Here is a 15,911-nt window from a genome sequence, read left to right as displayed (position 1 = left end):
GAGCCGGCGGGCGTCGGGGGGGTGGGCGTCGCGTCAGAATCTCTGTGATCATCAGAACTGCTGTGACATCAAAACTTCTTGGGCGAGAACACTTTGGAGACCAGCTTGGCGCCGAAGTACACGATCGCCACCAAGATCACCAGGGTCAACGCCGCGCCCCACACCGTGTCGAAGGCGCCGGGACCGTTGTTGTATTGCTGCACCATCATCAAAGGCAGCGACTGCTGGTTTCCTTCGAATGGGTTGGTGTTGATCACCTTTGTCGAGCCGACCAGGATCAGGACCGGCGCCGATTCACCCATCACACGCGCTATCGCCAGCATCACGCCGGTGACGATGCCCGACAGTGCTGTGGGAAGGACGATCAGCGCGATCGTCTTCCACTTGGGTACACCGAGGGCGTATGACGCCTCTCGTAGATCCTGCGGGACGACCTTGAGCATTTCCTCGGTCGCCCGGACCACGATCGGTGCCATCAGCAACACCAACGCCAGCGCGACCACAAATCCCGAACGCGGCAGCCCGAACGTGGTGCGCCACACCGCGTAGATGAACAGCGCGGCCACGATGGAGGGCACACCCGAGAGGATGTCGACCATGAAGGTGGTGATCCGGGCGAGCACCGAATTGTTGCCGTACTCCACCAGGTAGATCGCCACGAAGATGCCGATGGGGATCGCGATGACCGCGGCCAGCGCAGTCTGTTGAAGCGTGCCGATGATCGCGTTGAGCGCTCCGCCCCGCAGCTCCGACTTCTGCCACCAGTCGGCGTCGAGAATGGTCGACAATCCGCGGGAGATCAGCGTCCACACCAACCAGGCCAACGGGATCATGGCGATGACGACGGCGGCCGTGACCATGATCGCGGCACCCTTGTCGCCGATCTTCCGACTTCGTTTGACGGGCGTGAAGCCCGAGGGCGTGCGTTTGACCGGTGCAGTACTCGTGTCGAGTGTTGTCATGTCACTTGGCCTTCTTTCCGCTGATGACGGCCCGCGCCGCAGAGTTCACGATGAACGTCAGCACGAACAGCGCGAGGCCGGCGGCGATGTAGGCACCGGTCTTCGACGGTGAGTCGAACTCGGCGGCATTGTTGGCGATCTTCGTCGCGAACGTTTCGCCGCTCTCCATGAGGTTGAAGTCGATCGGGCCCGCCGTCGAGATGATGAGCAGCAGCGCCATTGTTTCGCCGAGGGCGCGTCCCAGGCCCAGCATCGATCCGCTGATGTACCCGGAGAATCCGAACGGGATCACCGCGACCCGGACGACCTCGAACTTGGTCGCGCCCAGCGCCAGTGCGGCCTCACGATGCCCAGCCGGCGTCTGCACGAACACCTCTCGGGTCACCGAAGTGATGATCGGCAAAATCATCACCGCCAGGACGACGCCTGCGGTGAGCATCGTTCCGCCGGTCGACATGTTGGTGACCTGAGATGGTTCCTGAAAGAGCGGCATGAAACCGAGGTTGCCCACGAGCCATTCGTTGAGCGGCACGAGTGCGGGCCCCAGGACCAAGATGCCCCACAGGCCGTAAACGATCGACGGCACTGCGGCGAGCAGATCGATCACGTAGGCGATCGGACTCACCAGCCGCTTGGGTGCGTACTCGGTCAGGAATATCGAGATACCCAGTGCGATCGGCATCGCCAGCAGCAACGCGATGATCGACACCACCAGCGTCGCGTAGAGCAGGCCCAGGATGCCGAACTTCATGTTCCCGGGGTCGGTACTCCACGGACCCGAGTAGGTGAAGAAGTTCGCCTCGTTGTCGAGCATCGAGGGGACCGCCTGGATCACCAGGAAAAGTGCGATCAGTCCGATGATCACCGAGATGAAGATGCCGGATCCGACCGAAAGGGTCCGGAAAATCCGGTCTCCCAGTCGAATCGCCGAACCGCCGGTCTTGATCTGCGACCCGGTCGGTTCTGTTGAACCGCCTCCACCGGTGGTGGTACCGGGTTGAGTAGTCGAGGAGCTCATAAGCCCTTTCGCCCTCGTCGTATCGTCAGTCTCTGTCATCGCCTTCTACCGCGTTTTCTCTACGGTCACCCTCGCCTACTCGATCAGGCCAGTGCGTCGATGGTCGACTGCAGCTTGGATTTGTATTCTTCGGGCAGCGGGGTGTAACCCAACTCTGCCAGTCCCTCTTGGCCATCGCTCAGAATGGTGGTGAACGCCTCTTTGAGGGTCGACGAGACGTCGCCTTCGTAGCCTGCGGAACAGACGATCGAGTACGGCGTCAGCAGCAGCGGGTATGCGCCCTCCTCCTTCAGCGCGTACAACGCGTCAGTGTCGACGATCAGATCCTTGGACGCCGGGTCTTTGAACTCGACCGCGTCGAGCGCCTTGGCCGAGGTATCACCGTTCAGCTCCGTGGCACCGACACCGAAGTCGACCTGCGCGATACCCAGACCGTTCTCCTCGGCGAATCCCCACTCGACGTAGGTGACCGAGCCGGGAGTCTTCTTGACCGTGTCACCGACACCGGTCGACTTGGCCGCACCCGAGCCGCCCTGACCCTGGAAGGCCTTGTCGTGCTCGTACGGCCAGGCCTGCGGCGCCGAGTTCTGCAGGAAGCGCTGGAAGTTGTCCGTGGTGCCCGAGCTGTCGCTGCGGTGCACCGGCACGATGGCGGTGGCGGGCAGCTGCACGCCCGGGTTCAGAGCTGCGATCTCGGGCGCGTTCCAGGTGGTGATCTTCGAGTCGAAGATGCCTGCCAGCACGGCCGGGTTGAGGACAACACTGTCGACCCCGGGCAAGTTGTAAGCGATCGCGACCGGCCCGGCCACCATCGGGATGTGCCAAGCGTCGTTTCCGCCGCAGCGGGTCTTCGCCTCGGCGATCTCCTCGCCCTTCAGCGCCGAGTCGGAACCGGCGAAGTCGACGTCGCTGCTCAAGAACTTGGCAACACCGTCACCTGAACCCGAACCGGTGTAATTCAGCACGATGCCGCCATTGTCGGCGACCACCACCTGGAAGTGTTCCATCGCCTTTTGCTGCGCGGTTGATCCTTCACCGCTGACGGTGCCACCGCTCTCTTCACTGCTACACGCAGACAGCACCAGAGCAGTAACCGCAGCCGCACTGACGAGCGCAGCACTTGACTTCATTCTCACCGAAGACTCCTCCATGGACTTTCCGTGACATCTCGTGATTCGAGCCGCCACCCCGACGCTCAATGCGTCACTTGTTGAAAGCTAGAGGTCCGTCATGTCTGGATTACCTACGTGTGGTGAACCGCAGATGAATACAACATCGACCCGTCGACGACGCTCTCGCAGGGCAAACTCGAGGTGTCCACCCGATGTTCACCTGCGGGCCACCTCGGGGACGATCAGATGTCCGCCGGACACCTGATGGTCGGTCAGCCGTAGGCCACGTCGATCGCGTATTGCCCGAATCCGAGCTTGCTGTAGGTGTTCAGAGCGGCCGTGTTGTCGCCCTCGACATAGAGTTCGACTTCGTCTACACCCTGGTCAGCGAGGTAGTGCAGACCGGCGAGGGTCAGGAGGCGCCCGAGACCGCGGCCTTGCGCCGCGGCATCGACCCCGACGATGTAAACCTCGCCCAGTGACGGCGTGTGAATCTTGGTCCAGTGGAACCCGAGTAGCCGGTGCGGGTCTGCCGCGTCGAACGCGAGGAACAGGCCGGCCGGATCGAACCACGCCGAGCCCGTACGTTCTTCGAGCTGCTGCGAGCCCCAGCCACCCTGTTCCGGATGCCAGGCAAACGCCACATTGTTGACGCGAATGATCTCCGCATCGTCGGAGGGTCCGGCGTAGGTCCGGAGCACCACGTCATCGGGGACAACCAGTTCTGGCAGGGCGGGATTCGGCACTGGTCGGCGCAACTGCAGCAATTGCCGCCGCGCAGTCAGCCCGGAAGCCGCGGCCAGGGCCTGCGCCGCAGGTAGATCGCCGTGCGCCCAGACCCTGACATCACCGGTGACGCGCCTACGCGTCTCGTCCAGCAGTGTCTTGCCGTGCCCCTTGCGCCGGTGGTCCGGGTCGACCACCAACTCGATCACCGCCAGCTCGTCGCCGCGTGCCGGGGTCACGTTGGCGTACCCGACGATCTGGTCGCCGTCGCTGACCGTGACCTCCACGACGCCGGGCCGGCCGACACCGTTGACGGCCTGCTCTCCCAACGGCGCGACACCGTCGACGGCCGTCGCGGCGTCGAGGATTTCCGTGATTCGCCCGGTGAACTCCGGACCGCCCGATTCAGCTCCCATTGGTGCTGGAGCTGAACTCCGCGTCGGGGAACTCGACCTCATCGGGTTCGACAAGGTCTTCCAATTCTGTTCCGTCCGGGACAGTTCCGTTCGAATCCGGTGTTCGTCCGCCACGGCTGGGCCGCACGGCCTTGTATCCGACGTTGCGTACGGTTCCGATCAGCGCCTCGTGCTCGGCACCGAGCTTTGCGCGGAGCCGTCGAACATGTACGTCGACGGTGCGGGTGCCACCGAAGAAGTCGTAGCCCCACACCTCCTGCAGCAGCTGTGCACGGGTGAACACCCGGCCGGCGTTCTGCGCGAGGTACTTCAGCAACTCGAATTCTTTGTACGTCAGATCGAGGGGACGTCCCCGCAACCGCGCGGTGTACGTGCCCTCATCGATGACCAGATCACCGAGAGTGACCTTGCCACTGGCTTCTTCTGCGGTGACTCCACGACTGCGAACCACCAGCAGACGAAGTCGCGCGTCCAATTCGGCCGGACCAGTGGCCGGCAACAGGAAGTCGTCAAGACCCCACTCCGAGTTCACGGCCACCAGGCCGCCCTCGGTCAATACAGCAACGACAGGCACCGATGAGCCCGTACTCCCCAGCAGTCGGCACAGACCGCGTGCGGCTGCCAGATCAGAACGCGCATCAACGATGGCTACATCCGCATTTCCAGCTTCCATCAGCGACGACACCTCGGTGGGCGCAACGCGGACGGTATGAGCCAGCAGTGACAACGACGGCAATACAGACTCAGGGGTGGGATCGGCTGTCAGTAACAAGAGATCCACAAACCACTCCGATCTCGAAGGTACGTATTTTATGTACGCTGCCTTACCAACGTGTGCGAGACAGATGTCAGAATAGCGCCATATCGGTCGCAGCCCGTTAACAAGTCCCCGGTAAACGAAGGAATAGCGACCGTCAGCCACGGTGACCGTGGGTCAAAGTCCACGTAAAGAAAGGTTTCGGTGCGCAAACTGCTGGCCGGCGTGCTCATCGCCGTCCTCTCTGCGGTCGGCATCGACTTCGCCACCGCCGCGTACGCGGAGTATCACTATTCGCAGGCCCTGCGAACGGCCTCCGAATTGGAGTTCGACCCCGAGGTCACAATCACCGGTTTCCCCTTTATCGCGGCCGCCGCCGCGAGCGACGAATACGACCGGATCGGTATCACCGCCAGGGGCACTGACCTGGGGAATGGCCGACGCGGGGACCTCCGTTCCAACCTGTCCGGCGTCGAACGTCTCGGCGGTTCCTGGCTGATCGGGGAACATACACAGCTACGGGTCGACAAGGTGAGCGGCTCACTGAAGATCGATTCGGTGAATCTGGGCCGCTTCCTGGGTCTGGACGACCTGACCGTCACAACCCCTGCACCCGAGGACAAGGCCGGCGGAGGCGGACCCGGCGACGGCATCCTTTCTGCCGACTCGGGCATCATTCTGACCGCCACGATCAATTTGCCAAAAGTGAGTAATCTCGGTCACATTCGGGGCTCCGACCACCAGAAAGTCAGTGTTTCCGCCGATCTGTCGATCAGCGGCGGTGCCTTGCGGATCGACGCGACCGGCATCTACTCGGGCCCTGCCGACCACGTCGACTCAGATGTCTCGCCGGAGCAACTGCCCGACGTGTTGGGGCAGTTCTCCCGAACACTTCCCGTTCTGCCGCTCCCCTGGTCGCTGCCTGCATCGTCGGCGGCAACCGAAGGCAGTGACGTAGTTCTCACCGCCGATCCGAAACCGCTGGTGGTGACCGCGGATGACTTCTGGCATGGGTCTTGATAACCCCCGGCAGGCCTGCGGTAGTGTGGCGCTCATGCAACTGGGCCGTGAGTTGATGCTCACACGTCGCCGGGCGATCGACTTCTGTCGTATCGCCAACTGTTGCTGTCTGAGCCGGTAGTCGACGGGCTTTTCACAGTATTTCTCTGTGCCCCGTATGCCGGTGCGCCCCCTGGTCAGCTCTGCGCTGGTCCAAGGCGATCACCTCACGTCACCAGCAAATCCCGATCTCTATCGATCACCGAACAAACCTGAACGCAATACCCCTCTACGAAAGGAAAACCATGGCTCGCTCCGATGTCCTGGTCAGCGCTGATTGGGCTGAACAGAACCTGAAGGCCGACAAGACCGTCTTCATCGAGGTCGACGAAGACACCTCGGCCTACGAAGGTGGCCACATCGAAGGCGCCATCCGCCTGGACTGGCGCAAGGACCTGCAGGACGGCGTCCGTCGCGACTTCCTGAACCGGGAGCAGTTCTCCGAACTCCTGTCGGCCAAGGGTGTTTCCAACGACGACACCGTTGTGCTCTACGGCGGCAACAACAACTGGTTCGCCGCTTACGCCTACTGGTACTTCAAGCTGTACGGACACAAGGACGTCAAGCTGATCGACGGCGGCCGCAAGAAGTGGGAACTCGACGGCCGCGAGCTGTCGAAGGACGAGGTCACCCTTCCGGCCGCGACGTACAAGGCCGAAGAGCCCGACACCAGCATTCGCGCCTTCCGCGACGAGGTCATCAACGCCATCGGCAGCAAGAACCTCGTCGACGTGCGTAGCCCCGATGAGTTCTCCGGCAAGATCCTCGCACCGGCTCACCTCCCGCAGGAGCAGGCTCAGCAGAAGGGCCACATCCCCGGAGCCATCAACATCCCGTGGAGCACCACCGCCAACGAGGACGGCACCTTCAAGTCGGACGAAGACCTGGCAAAGCTGTACGCCGACAAGGGATTCGACGAGAGCAAGGAAACCATCGCTTACTGCCGTATCGGCGAGCGTTCAAGCCACACCTGGTTTGTGCTCGATCAGATCCTCGGTAAGAAGAATGTCAAGAACTACGACGGCAGCTGGGTCGAATACGGCTCACTTGTCGGCGCCCCGATCGAGCTGGGAGAAAACAAGTAATCATGTGTGCTGCGCCTAAACAGGGACAGAATCTGCCCGCCGGTGTTGATACCGAAAAAGAGACCGTGTTGACCGGTCAGGTGCTCGACACCGACGGCAACCCGGTGGCCGGCGCATTCGTGCGTCTGCTTGACGGAACCGGCGAGTTCACCGCCGAAGTTGTTGCCAGCGGTACCGGCGACTTCCGCTTCTTCGCCGCCCCCGGAACCTGGACGCTGCGCGCGCTGTCGTCCACCGGTAACGGCGACGTCATCGTGAAGCCCGAAGGTGCCGGCGTGCACGAGCAGAACGTGACCGTCAGCAAGTAAGAGCCTCGGCTCTGACGAAGGCCCGGTTCACCTTTCGAGGTGGACCGGGCCTTCGTGCTTCCACCCGCTCCATCTTTTTTGTGGTCGCGATGACGGCTCTGGCAAAAGTGAGGGAATCCCCACACGCAGCAGGATCGGAGTGGACGCTAGAATACTCAGGTGGTCATCTTCTTCGAAGCATTGTTGGTACTGGCGAGTGTCCTGATCGTCTGGTTCGGCCTTTACGTGCTCTACCGGCTGGTCACAGACGAATCGTGACCCGTTCCGGCAACGAGGCGGTCAATCAGGCCGCCATCAAGGCTCAGGAAACCGGCAGCCGGAACATCCCGGCGCTGCCTGACCTGCCGCTGCCCGACGACACCGCCAACCTTCGCCAGGGTCCGGATCTCCATCCGGGCTTGCTGGCGTTGTTGCCGTTGGTCGGGGTCTGGCGCGGTGAAGGCGAAGGCAATCACCCCGAAACCGGCGACTACCGTTTCGGCCAGCAGGTGATCATCAGCCACGACGGCCAGAACTACCTCAGCTGGGAGTCCCGCTCGTGGGTCATCGCTGAGGACAGCGATGAGATCACGCCCGACCTCCGCGAATCCGGCTTCTGGCGCATCGGCGATGACGATGTGATCGAACTTCTGCTCACCCATGCCGAGGGGTGGATCGAACTCTTTTACGGCACCCCGTTGAACCAGACGAGCTGGGAGCTGGCCACCGATGTGGTGATCAAGTCCGCGTCGGGTTACAAGGCCGGCGGCGCCAAACGTCTCTACGGTCTCGTGGAAGACGGCGACCTGGCGTACGTCGAAGAACGGGTCGACAGCGATGGCGATCTGATTCCCCGCGCATCTGCAAAACTGAGCCGCTACGTCGGCTAGAACGGGGTAGACCCCCACACCACCCACTGAGCAGCGGGTTTCCGACCAGGACAAGGCCGGGGGTGCGGGGGTCCGGTGACCAATGTGGATTCAGCTCCATATCGATTGGGGTACTGCGCCCAAACAGATTGCGGAACAAGGTAATCCACCAATCGGCCGGTTAGCTGATGGTCACCTCACGTGTCCTAGAAATCAATTTCAGACCACCTCCTTCCTCGTGTACCGACGAAGCTACTCCGGCTGCTGCGGCACGGCAACAGATTTTTCTGGCGGCGAAACTTCGGGCAGCGCCAAGACCAGATCGGCATGGTGACGGGCCGGGAGGCGATGGGTCACCACCACGACTGCCCGCTCCGGCCCGACCAACGCTGCCGTGGATGCGTCGAGCAACTCAGATTGCAACCGATCAGAATCAGCGCGGTCGAGGTTCTCCCCCGGCTCATCGAGCAGCAGTATCGGCGCTTCGTTGATCAGCGCACGCGCGAGTAACAAACGCCGGCGCTGACCTCCGCTGACGGAGTCCGCACCCGCATCCAGTGGGGTGTCGACACCCGCGGGGAGCCCGGCCACCCAGTCACCGAGCCCGACCCGATTGATCGCGTCGATGATCAGGGCATCGGGGGCGTCACCGCGCGAGACCAGCAGATTCTCGCGGACGCTGGTCGTGAAGATGTGACCGTCCTCGGCGAAATAGCGGACGCCGTTGTCGTCGGGCCGGGTGACCGTACCCGCCACCGGCGCCAGCAGACCGGCCAGGGTGAGCAGCAACGACGACTTCCCACACCCGCTCGGTCCGACGATCGCGATCCGCGACCCCGGTTCGATGTCGAGGTCGATTCCACTGTCACCACCGAACACCTCGCCGCCCGGCCAGCCCCAGCGCAGCCCTCTGGCCACGACGGTGTTCGGGTCCGTGCCCGCAGTCACCGTATGCGCCGGCTGCTCGAAATCGCCTGCCCGGTCGATCATCGACATGATCCGGCGAGCAGAGTCTCGGCTCTTCGAAAGCTGCAGCGCCGCCTCGGTCATCGGCCCGGTCGATTCGAATGCGCTCAGCGGCAGCAAGATCAGCACACCGAGCGCCATCGGGGATACGCCATCGGCCAGTCCGATCCCGATCAGGGCCGCGGCCAGCACCGACACCCCGACCGCCAGCGGAACCGCGGCACTGGCCCAGGCACCTTGCCTGGCACCAATATTGCCGGCGTCGGCCGCATCGGATTCGGCGGATCGCGCCTCGTCGAGCAGCACCTGACGCCGCCCGGCCACGGCCAGTTCTGCGGCATGGTCGAGCAGGGTCATGATCGCGCCCGCGTTGCGCGTCTGGGCTGCGGCCTCGGCCCGGCCGGCACTCCGGGCGCCCCGGGCCGCCAGCCACGGCGCAATCACACCGCTGACCACCAATGCGACCGCCAACACCAGCGCCGCCCACAGCGACACGATCGCCATGATCGCCACCGCAGCACCGGACACCACGACCGACACACCGATCGGGATGATCGCGCGGATGAGTGCATTACCGATCTCGTCTACGTCAGTCCCCGTCCGCGACAACAACTCCCCGCGACGCAGCCCCACCGAATACCCGGCCGGGCCCCCGGCCAGTGCCAGATAGAGTCGACTGCGCGCCGTCGACATCGCATCAAACGCCAGGTCGTGGGTGGCGAGCCGTTCGAGGTACCGGAACAGTCCTCGGGAGATACCCAGCGCCCGAACCGATGTCACGGCCACCGACAGGTAAAGCACGGGCGGCATCTGCCAGGCCCTGGTGATCAGCCACGCGGACAGGGCGGCCAGGGCCAGTGCGCTGCCCGCTCCCAGGATTCCGAGAAGCAACGAACGGGCCACCGGCCGGCCGCGCAGACCCAGTAGGCCCAGCGCCCGCCAGAGCGCATCGCCGCGAAGGCTTCGGAGAGCAGATGTGTTGTCAGTGTTCGGCATACGTCACCCCGGTGACTTCGACGATGTCGTCGGCAACAGCCAGCATCGCCGGACGGTGGGCGACCACGATGACGGTATCGCCTGCCGCAGCCCGCGACTGCAACGCGCGCGCCACCGCCAACTCTGCATCGGCATCGAGGTGGGTGGTGGGCTCGTCGAGCAGCAACAGTGGCGCAGGCGAAGCAAGCACCCGGGCCAGCGCCAGTCGTTGTCGTTGTCCGGCGGACAGTCCCACTCCACCGCTGCCCAGGTTCGTTTGCCAACCGTCCGGGAGACCGGCCAGCACCGAGTCGAAACCACTGGCCCGACAACCGAAATCACGGTCACTCTCCCCGACCGGACCGGTCATCTCGAAGTTCTCCGCGACTGTGCCCGGCACCAGGACCGGATGCTGGGGCAGCCAGGCCACCTGCTCCCACAACGCCGGCTGATCGAGTTCGGCGACCGGGACATCTCCGATCAGGACTGAACCCTCCTGCGGTGACTGCAGGCCCAAGATGGCCGACAGCACCGTCGATTTCCCGGCACCGTTCGGGCCGGTGAGCACGCTCAGGCGACCGGATGTGATGGTCGCGGACAGATCGTGCGGCGCCCAACCATCGCGGCCGTGCACGCCCAGGCCGGCCACAACGATCCTGGCTCCCGCGACCGCCACCGTCCGGCTTCCCGCCGGACGTGTGGTGGCCCCACCCTCGATGATCTCGAATACCTCACGTGCGCTGGCTGTTCCGGCCTCTGAATTGTGGAACTGTGCGCCGGCTGTCCGCAGCGGCAGGTACACCTCGGGCGCGAGGATCAACGCGAGCACACCTCCGTAGAGGCCCATCTCACCGTGCACCAGACGCAGGCCGATGCTGACCGCCACCAACGCCACCGACAATGTCGCGAGGAACTCCAGCACCGCACCCGACAGGAATGCCACCCGCAACGCCTGCATCGTGCTGCGCCGGTGCGCCTGCCCGAGTTCGCCGACCCGGGCGGCCGGCTCCCGCTCGCGCCCCAGGGCACGCAACGTCGGTATCCCCGCGATCAGGTCGAGAAGTTGAGAGGACAAGCGGCTCATCGCCGTAAGCCGATCGGCGGTTCGATCCCGCGTCAGGCGTCCGATCAAGATCATGAACATCGGGATGAGCGGCAAGGTGATCACCACGATGACGGCCGAGGTCAGATCGGCCATCGCCATCACGACCACCAGCACCGGGATCGCCACCACCGAGAGCAGCAGCGCGGGAACGTACCCCGTCAGATACGGGCCCAGCGCTTCGAGTCCCTGCGTGAGAATCGTGGCGAGGCGATTACGGCGCGCCAGGAGCTCACGGGGCGGGGTGCGGGCCGGATCCGATACCGCGGCAAGCGCTTCCCCGCGCAGGTCTGCGATCACCCCGGCACTGGCCCGATGCGCGTATCGGTCGTGGATGTACACCGCCACCACCCGCACCGCGATGGCCCCGCCCAACGCCCACAGATGCCAGGCCTGGGCGTCCAGACTGCGCCGATCCGGCGACACGATCAGCTCGGACAGGATCGATGCGACCATCGCGGCGGTGACGATCACGCAGACCACCTGCGTGATCGTCATCAGCACCGTCAGGATCAGGTACCGGCGAGAGGTCCGCGAATAGCGCCACAGCCGTGGATCGATCGGCGGGCCGGATGCCGCCGGTGTCGCGGAGGTCACTTCGGCTGCTCGACCACTTTCGGTCGGCGCAAGGGCAAGCCGATCGACGGCGGAATCTGACTCGTGGAAATGCGCTGGCGGAACACCCAATACGTCCAGCCCTGATAGCACAGGACAATCGGGGTGAAGATGGCCGCGGCCCAGGTCATCACCACCAGCGTGTGATGACTCGACGCGCTGCCTTCAACGGTCATGTCGAAGGCCGGATCGAGCGTCGAGGGAATCACGTTCGGGAACATCGACCCGAGGATCAGGACGACGACACCGGCGATCGCAAAGCAGGTGGCGACAAATGCCCAACCCTCACGTCGCAGATGCGCCAATCCGGTCGCGGCGATGATCGCAACGGCCGCCACTCCCAGCGCGATCCACGTCCAACCTTTGCCGTAGGCGATCTGCGTCCACAGACCCCATACGGCAGCGACAACCGTGGTGGGGACTGCAAGTGCAAACGCTGTCTTCATCGACTCCCCTTGCAGGTCACCAGCCGTCTTGAGGGCCAGGAACACCGCACCGTGGGTGGCGAACAGCATTGCCGTGGCCACACCACCGAGCAGAGCGTACGGGGAAAGCAGGTCGAAGAAGTTCCCGGTGAACTGTTCGTCACCGTCGATCGGCAACCCGCGCACCAGGTTTGCAAAAGCCACACCCCACAGGATCGCAGGCAGCCACGACCCCAGACCGATACCGAAGTCGGCCCACCAACGCCAGCGCGGGTCATCGATCTTTCCGCGCCATTCGATGGACACGATGCGAACGATCAAACCGACCAGGATCAGGAACAACGGTATGTAGAAGGTGGTGAACATCGTTGCGTACCAGTTCGGAAAGGCTGCGAACAGCGCACCGCCACCGGTGATCAGCCAGACCTCATTGCCATCCCACACCGGTCCGATCGTGTTGATCATCGCCCGGCGACGGGTATCGCCGGGAATGCCGTTCTTCGGACGGCCGAGGAAGGGCAACAACATGCCGACACCGAAGTCGAACCCCTCGAGTACGAAGTATCCGAGGAACAGAAAACCCACCAAGCAAAACCAGAACTCCGCCAGACTCATTACTTACCCCAGTCCTCAGTACGCGAACGACAGTTGCTTGGGTTCATCCGGCGACGGTCGTTCATCGTCGGATTCCGGTTTCTCGGGTCCGTCCCCGCCACCCGGCCCGTTGATCGGAGGACCCGAATCGGCGGCGGTCGGACCTTCCCGGGTGTACTTGCGGATCAGTGAGAACCAGATGACCCCGAGACCGCCGTAGAGCAGGGTGAAGATGATCAGGGTGACCAGGACCTGGTAACCGGAATGTTGACTCACGCCCTGTTGGACCGTCAGGTGGATGTTCTCCAACCCGTTGGTGTCACCCTGGTTCGCCGGGTTGGGGGCCACCATCCATGGCTGCCTGCCCATTTCGGTGAAGATCCAACCCGAACTGTTGGCGAGGAACGGGGTCGGGATCATCCAAATCGCAAATGTGGCAAACTTTTTCGAATCGGGGATCCGGCCGCGCCGCATCAACCACAGTCCGAGCAACGCCACTGCCGCAGAGCCGAGTGCCCAACCGATCATCGCGCGGAATGCCCAGTACGTGACGAACAGATTCGGTTTGTAGTTGCCGGGCCCGAAGTTGGCGACATGCTCGGCCTGCAACTCCTCGACGCCTTGCAACGTGGAGTTGAAGTTGTTGTTGGCCAGGAACGAGAGCATGTTGGGAACCTCGATGAGATGGGTCACCGATTCACAGTTGTTCTGGGTCCCGATTGCCAGAATTGAGAAACTTGCCCCGGTTTCGGTGGTACACAACGATTCCGCCGAAGCCATCTTCATCGGCTGCTGCTCGAACATCAGCTTGGCCTGCTGATCACCGGTGATGGCCAGGGCCACACCACTGACGATCATGATCCACAACGCCAGGCGCGTCACCGGGCGGTACAGCGTTCGCGCATCATGCTCGAGTTGGTCGGCGGTCTTACCGTGCATCGACGGTTCCGGATCGTCCGCGACGGCGACCGCACCCTCGCCCGCGCTGCTCTTACCGACCGGGACATTCTCCCGAAGCTTCTTGGCCCGCCTCATATTTCGGACCATCCACCAGATCCCGATGCCCGCAACAAATGTTCCGGCGGTCAGGAATGCACCCGCGATCGTGTGTGGGAAGGCAGCCAGTGTGGTGCTGTTGGTCATCACGTCCCACAAGCTCTTGAGCTCCGGCCGCTGCTTCTCCTCATTCCACTGCGCGCCCACCGGATGTTGCATCCACGAGTTCGCCGCGATGATGAACCAGGCCGACGCGTTGACACCGATGGCGACCATCCAGATCGTCATCAGGTGCACCTTTTTCGGCAGCCGATCCCAGCCGAAGATCCACAGGCCCAGGAACGTCGACTCGAGGAAGAACGCCACCAGCCCTTCCAACGCCAGTGGTCCGCCGAAGACGTCCCCGACAAATCGGCTGTACTCACTCCAGTTCATCCCGAACTGGAATTCCTGCACGATGCCGGTGGCCACGCCGAGCGCGAAGTTGATCAACAGCAGTTTGCCGAAGAATTTGGTGGCCCGTAGCCACTGTTCCTTGCCTGTCACCACCCAGACGGTCTGCATGATCGCCACCATCGGCGCCAGGCCGATCGTCAGCGGGACCAGTATGAAGTGGTAGACGGTGGTGATGCCGAACTGCCATCGGGAGACGTCGAGTGCGTCCATGTTTTCTCAATCGCCGGAGGTCTACTACGGTCGGTAGTAGCTGCAGATTACGCCTCGGAACTGGAGTGGAACAAGGTGATTAGCGCCCTTTTGCTGTGCTGATGGCCACTTTCGACAGAATGGGGCACAAGGTCCCGCACCGGCCGGGACGCTCGACCCGGGCCGTGCCGCTCTACACCGCGACGCCTCGATCGCCTGTCCACGCCTCGATCGCCTGTCCATGGCGACGGTATGCACAACTAAAAAATAGAACACCCAAAGGAATCGTGCGACGTCAATGAAATAACGCGAAAAGGCGGCGTCCCCTCGAAACAGGGGACGCCGCGGCGCTCTGCAGGCGTCAGTCGACGGCGCGATCGACCAGAGCGGAAAAGTCTTCCGGGCGATCCGGCGTCACCATCGTGTAGCCGTTCAGTTCGATGACCCTGGTGGCCAGCGTGATGCTCGAAACCAACCAGACCGCCTCGGCGCACACCAGATCCGCCGGACTCAATGGCGCGATCTTGGTCTCCCACCCCTCCTTTTCGGCCTGGGCGAACAAGGCCTGTTGGGTGGTGCCTTCCAAGATGCCGGATTCCGCAGGCGGAGTGGTCAACGTCTTGCCGTTGACCACGATCACGGTCGAGCGGGGGCTTTCGAGCACGAGCCCCTCACTGCTGGTGTAGATCACATCATCGGCGCCCTGCTCTTTGGCGTAACGCAGGGCCGCCATGTTGGTGGCGTAACTCAACGTCTTGGCACCCAACAGCTGCCACGGTGCTGTGGCGGCGAGGTCGACGGAGTAGCCGCGGGAAGCGGTGATCACCTTGACCCCGTGTTCACGCACCTTCGACGCCCGCTCGGGCACCGGCCCGACGGTCAGGTACTCGGTGGCGCCGCCACCGTCCCGGGTCAACCCGGTCTTGCCGCTTTCCTTCGCCGCCACCGCATCCACCGGTGCCGATTCACGTCCGCGCGAGTAGACCAGGCGCATCAGCCCCTCGGCCGCGTCGTTCTCCTTGGCCCAGACACGGGCGCCGGTGGCGATCGCGTCGGCCCACTGCTCTTCGTCCGGGGCGGGCAGATCGAGGGCCTTCGCACTGCGAGCGAAACGCTGCAGGTGCAGATCGACACAGCGGGCCGTGCCGTCACGCACCAGCAGCGTCTCGAAAACACCGTCGCCGCGCACGGCGGCGAGGTCGTCGGCATGCAGGATCGGCACGTCCGGGTCGAGAACAGCACCGTCAACAGTCACCAGAATGGGTTGAGCCATAGCGGCAAGGGTAGCGACCACACTCGTAC

At 63.4% G+C, this 15,911-nt stretch carries 14 protein-coding genes; 4 read left to right on the top strand and 10 right to left on the bottom strand.

From position 1 onward, the window contains the following. Positions 1–68: 68 nt before the first annotated feature. From pstA to AC1D75_RS21140, 5 genes are all read right to left on the bottom strand, one after another. Complete coding sequence (gene pstA / locus AC1D75_RS21160) at positions 69–962, bottom strand: phosphate ABC transporter permease PstA (protein ID WP_495517288.1); 894 nt, start codon at positions 960–962, stop codon at positions 69–71. A 1-nt stretch (position 963) separates the two neighbouring features. Then, positions 964–1,980: a phosphate ABC transporter permease subunit PstC gene (gene pstC, locus AC1D75_RS21155; protein ID WP_495517287.1), complete on the bottom strand. Its 1,017-nt coding sequence runs from the start codon at positions 1,978–1,980 to the stop codon at positions 964–966. 83 nt (positions 1,981–2,063) lie between these two features. Continuing rightward, the gene (gene pstS / locus AC1D75_RS21150; RefSeq protein ID WP_495517286.1) at positions 2,064–3,116 is read right to left on the bottom strand and encodes a phosphate ABC transporter substrate-binding protein PstS; all 1,053 of its coding nucleotides are present in this window, start codon (positions 3,114–3,116) and stop codon (positions 2,064–2,066) included. Between the two features lie 248 nt (positions 3,117–3,364). After that, complete coding sequence (mshD, locus tag AC1D75_RS21145; RefSeq protein ID WP_495517285.1) at positions 3,365–4,234, bottom strand: mycothiol synthase; 870 nt, start codon at positions 4,232–4,234, stop codon at positions 3,365–3,367. After that, entirely contained in the window at positions 4,224–5,015 is a 792-nt protein-coding gene (locus AC1D75_RS21140; RefSeq protein WP_495517284.1) for a winged helix-turn-helix transcriptional regulator, read from the bottom strand. The genes mshD and AC1D75_RS21140 overlap by 11 nt, the downstream gene beginning before the upstream one ends. A gap of 180 nt (positions 5,016–5,195) precedes the next feature. Here AC1D75_RS21140 and AC1D75_RS21135 point away from each other — a divergent pair, with 180 nt between their 5' ends. From AC1D75_RS21135 to AC1D75_RS21120, 4 genes are all read left to right on the top strand, one after another. Beyond that, the gene (locus AC1D75_RS21135; RefSeq protein WP_495517283.1) at positions 5,196–6,011 is read left to right on the top strand and encodes an LmeA family phospholipid-binding protein; all 816 of its coding nucleotides are present in this window, start codon (positions 5,196–5,198) and stop codon (positions 6,009–6,011) included. Positions 6,012–6,295: 284 nt separating this feature from the next. After that, the gene (locus AC1D75_RS21130; protein WP_495517282.1) at positions 6,296–7,135 is read left to right on the top strand and encodes a sulfurtransferase; all 840 of its coding nucleotides are present in this window, start codon (positions 6,296–6,298) and stop codon (positions 7,133–7,135) included. A gap of 2 nt (positions 7,136–7,137) precedes the next feature. Continuing rightward, complete coding sequence (locus AC1D75_RS21125; protein ID WP_482140700.1) at positions 7,138–7,443, top strand: DUF1416 domain-containing protein; 306 nt, start codon at positions 7,138–7,140, stop codon at positions 7,441–7,443. A 254-nt stretch (positions 7,444–7,697) separates the two neighbouring features. After that, positions 7,698–8,312, top strand: a complete 615-nt coding sequence (locus tag AC1D75_RS21120) for a heme-binding beta-barrel domain-containing protein (protein WP_495517281.1) — start codon at positions 7,698–7,700, stop codon at positions 8,310–8,312. Between the two features lie 231 nt (positions 8,313–8,543). Here the strand turns inward: AC1D75_RS21120 and cydC are convergent, their stop codons facing one another. From cydC to AC1D75_RS21095, 5 genes are all read right to left on the bottom strand, one after another. Further along, positions 8,544–10,253, bottom strand: coding sequence for a thiol reductant ABC exporter subunit CydC (gene cydC, locus AC1D75_RS21115; protein ID WP_495517280.1), 1,710 nt, complete (start codon positions 10,251–10,253; stop codon positions 8,544–8,546). Beyond that, the gene (gene cydD, locus AC1D75_RS21110) at positions 10,240–11,931 is read right to left on the bottom strand and encodes a thiol reductant ABC exporter subunit CydD (RefSeq protein ID WP_495517279.1); all 1,692 of its coding nucleotides are present in this window, start codon (positions 11,929–11,931) and stop codon (positions 10,240–10,242) included. Before cydD ends, cydC begins: the two co-directional genes overlap by 14 nt. Beyond that, a complete protein-coding gene (gene cydB / locus AC1D75_RS21105) occupies positions 11,928–12,989 on the bottom strand; it encodes a cytochrome d ubiquinol oxidase subunit II (RefSeq protein ID WP_495517278.1) in 1,062 nt (353 codons plus the stop codon). The genes cydD and cydB overlap by 4 nt, the downstream gene beginning before the upstream one ends. A 15-nt stretch (positions 12,990–13,004) precedes the next feature. Continuing rightward, on the bottom strand, positions 13,005–14,630 hold the full coding sequence (locus AC1D75_RS21100; protein WP_495517277.1) for a cytochrome ubiquinol oxidase subunit I: 1,626 nt from the start codon (positions 14,628–14,630) through the stop codon (positions 13,005–13,007). Positions 14,631–14,970: 340 nt separating this feature from the next. Beyond that, positions 14,971–15,882 (bottom strand): aminodeoxychorismate lyase, encoded by a 912-nt coding sequence (locus tag AC1D75_RS21095; protein WP_495517276.1) that lies wholly within the window; start codon positions 15,880–15,882, stop codon positions 14,971–14,973. Positions 15,883–15,911 lie beyond the last annotated feature (29 nt).

The organism is Williamsia sp. Y712 (assembly GCF_059445525.1).
This window is presented reverse-complemented; position numbering and strand designations above follow the sequence as displayed.

Bases quoted from the DNA above. Each gene is read 5' to 3' on its own strand.
- AC1D75_RS21100 (WP_495517277.1), bottom strand. From the start codon at position 14,630: ATGGACGCACTCGACGTCTCCCGATGGCAGTTCGGCATCACCACCGTC.
- pstA (WP_495517288.1), bottom strand. From the start codon at position 962: ATGACAACACTCGACACGAGTACTGCACCGGTCAAACGCACGCCCTCG.
- AC1D75_RS21125 (WP_482140700.1), top strand. From the start codon at position 7,138: ATGTGTGCTGCGCCTAAACAGGGACAGAATCTGCCCGCCGGTGTTGAT.
- pstC (WP_495517287.1), bottom strand. From the start codon at position 1,980: ATGAGCTCCTCGACTACTCAACCCGGTACCACCACCGGTGGAGGCGGT.
- mshD (WP_495517285.1), bottom strand. From the start codon at position 4,234: ATGGGAGCTGAATCGGGCGGTCCGGAGTTCACCGGGCGAATCACGGAA.
- cydC (WP_495517280.1), bottom strand. From the start codon at position 10,253: ATGCCGAACACTGACAACACATCTGCTCTCCGAAGCCTTCGCGGCGAT.
- AC1D75_RS21095 (WP_495517276.1), bottom strand. From the start codon at position 15,882: ATGGCTCAACCCATTCTGGTGACTGTTGACGGTGCTGTTCTCGACCCG.
- AC1D75_RS21130 (WP_495517282.1), top strand. From the start codon at position 6,296: ATGGCTCGCTCCGATGTCCTGGTCAGCGCTGATTGGGCTGAACAGAAC.
- cydB (WP_495517278.1), bottom strand. From the start codon at position 12,989: ATGAGTCTGGCGGAGTTCTGGTTTTGCTTGGTGGGTTTTCTGTTCCTC.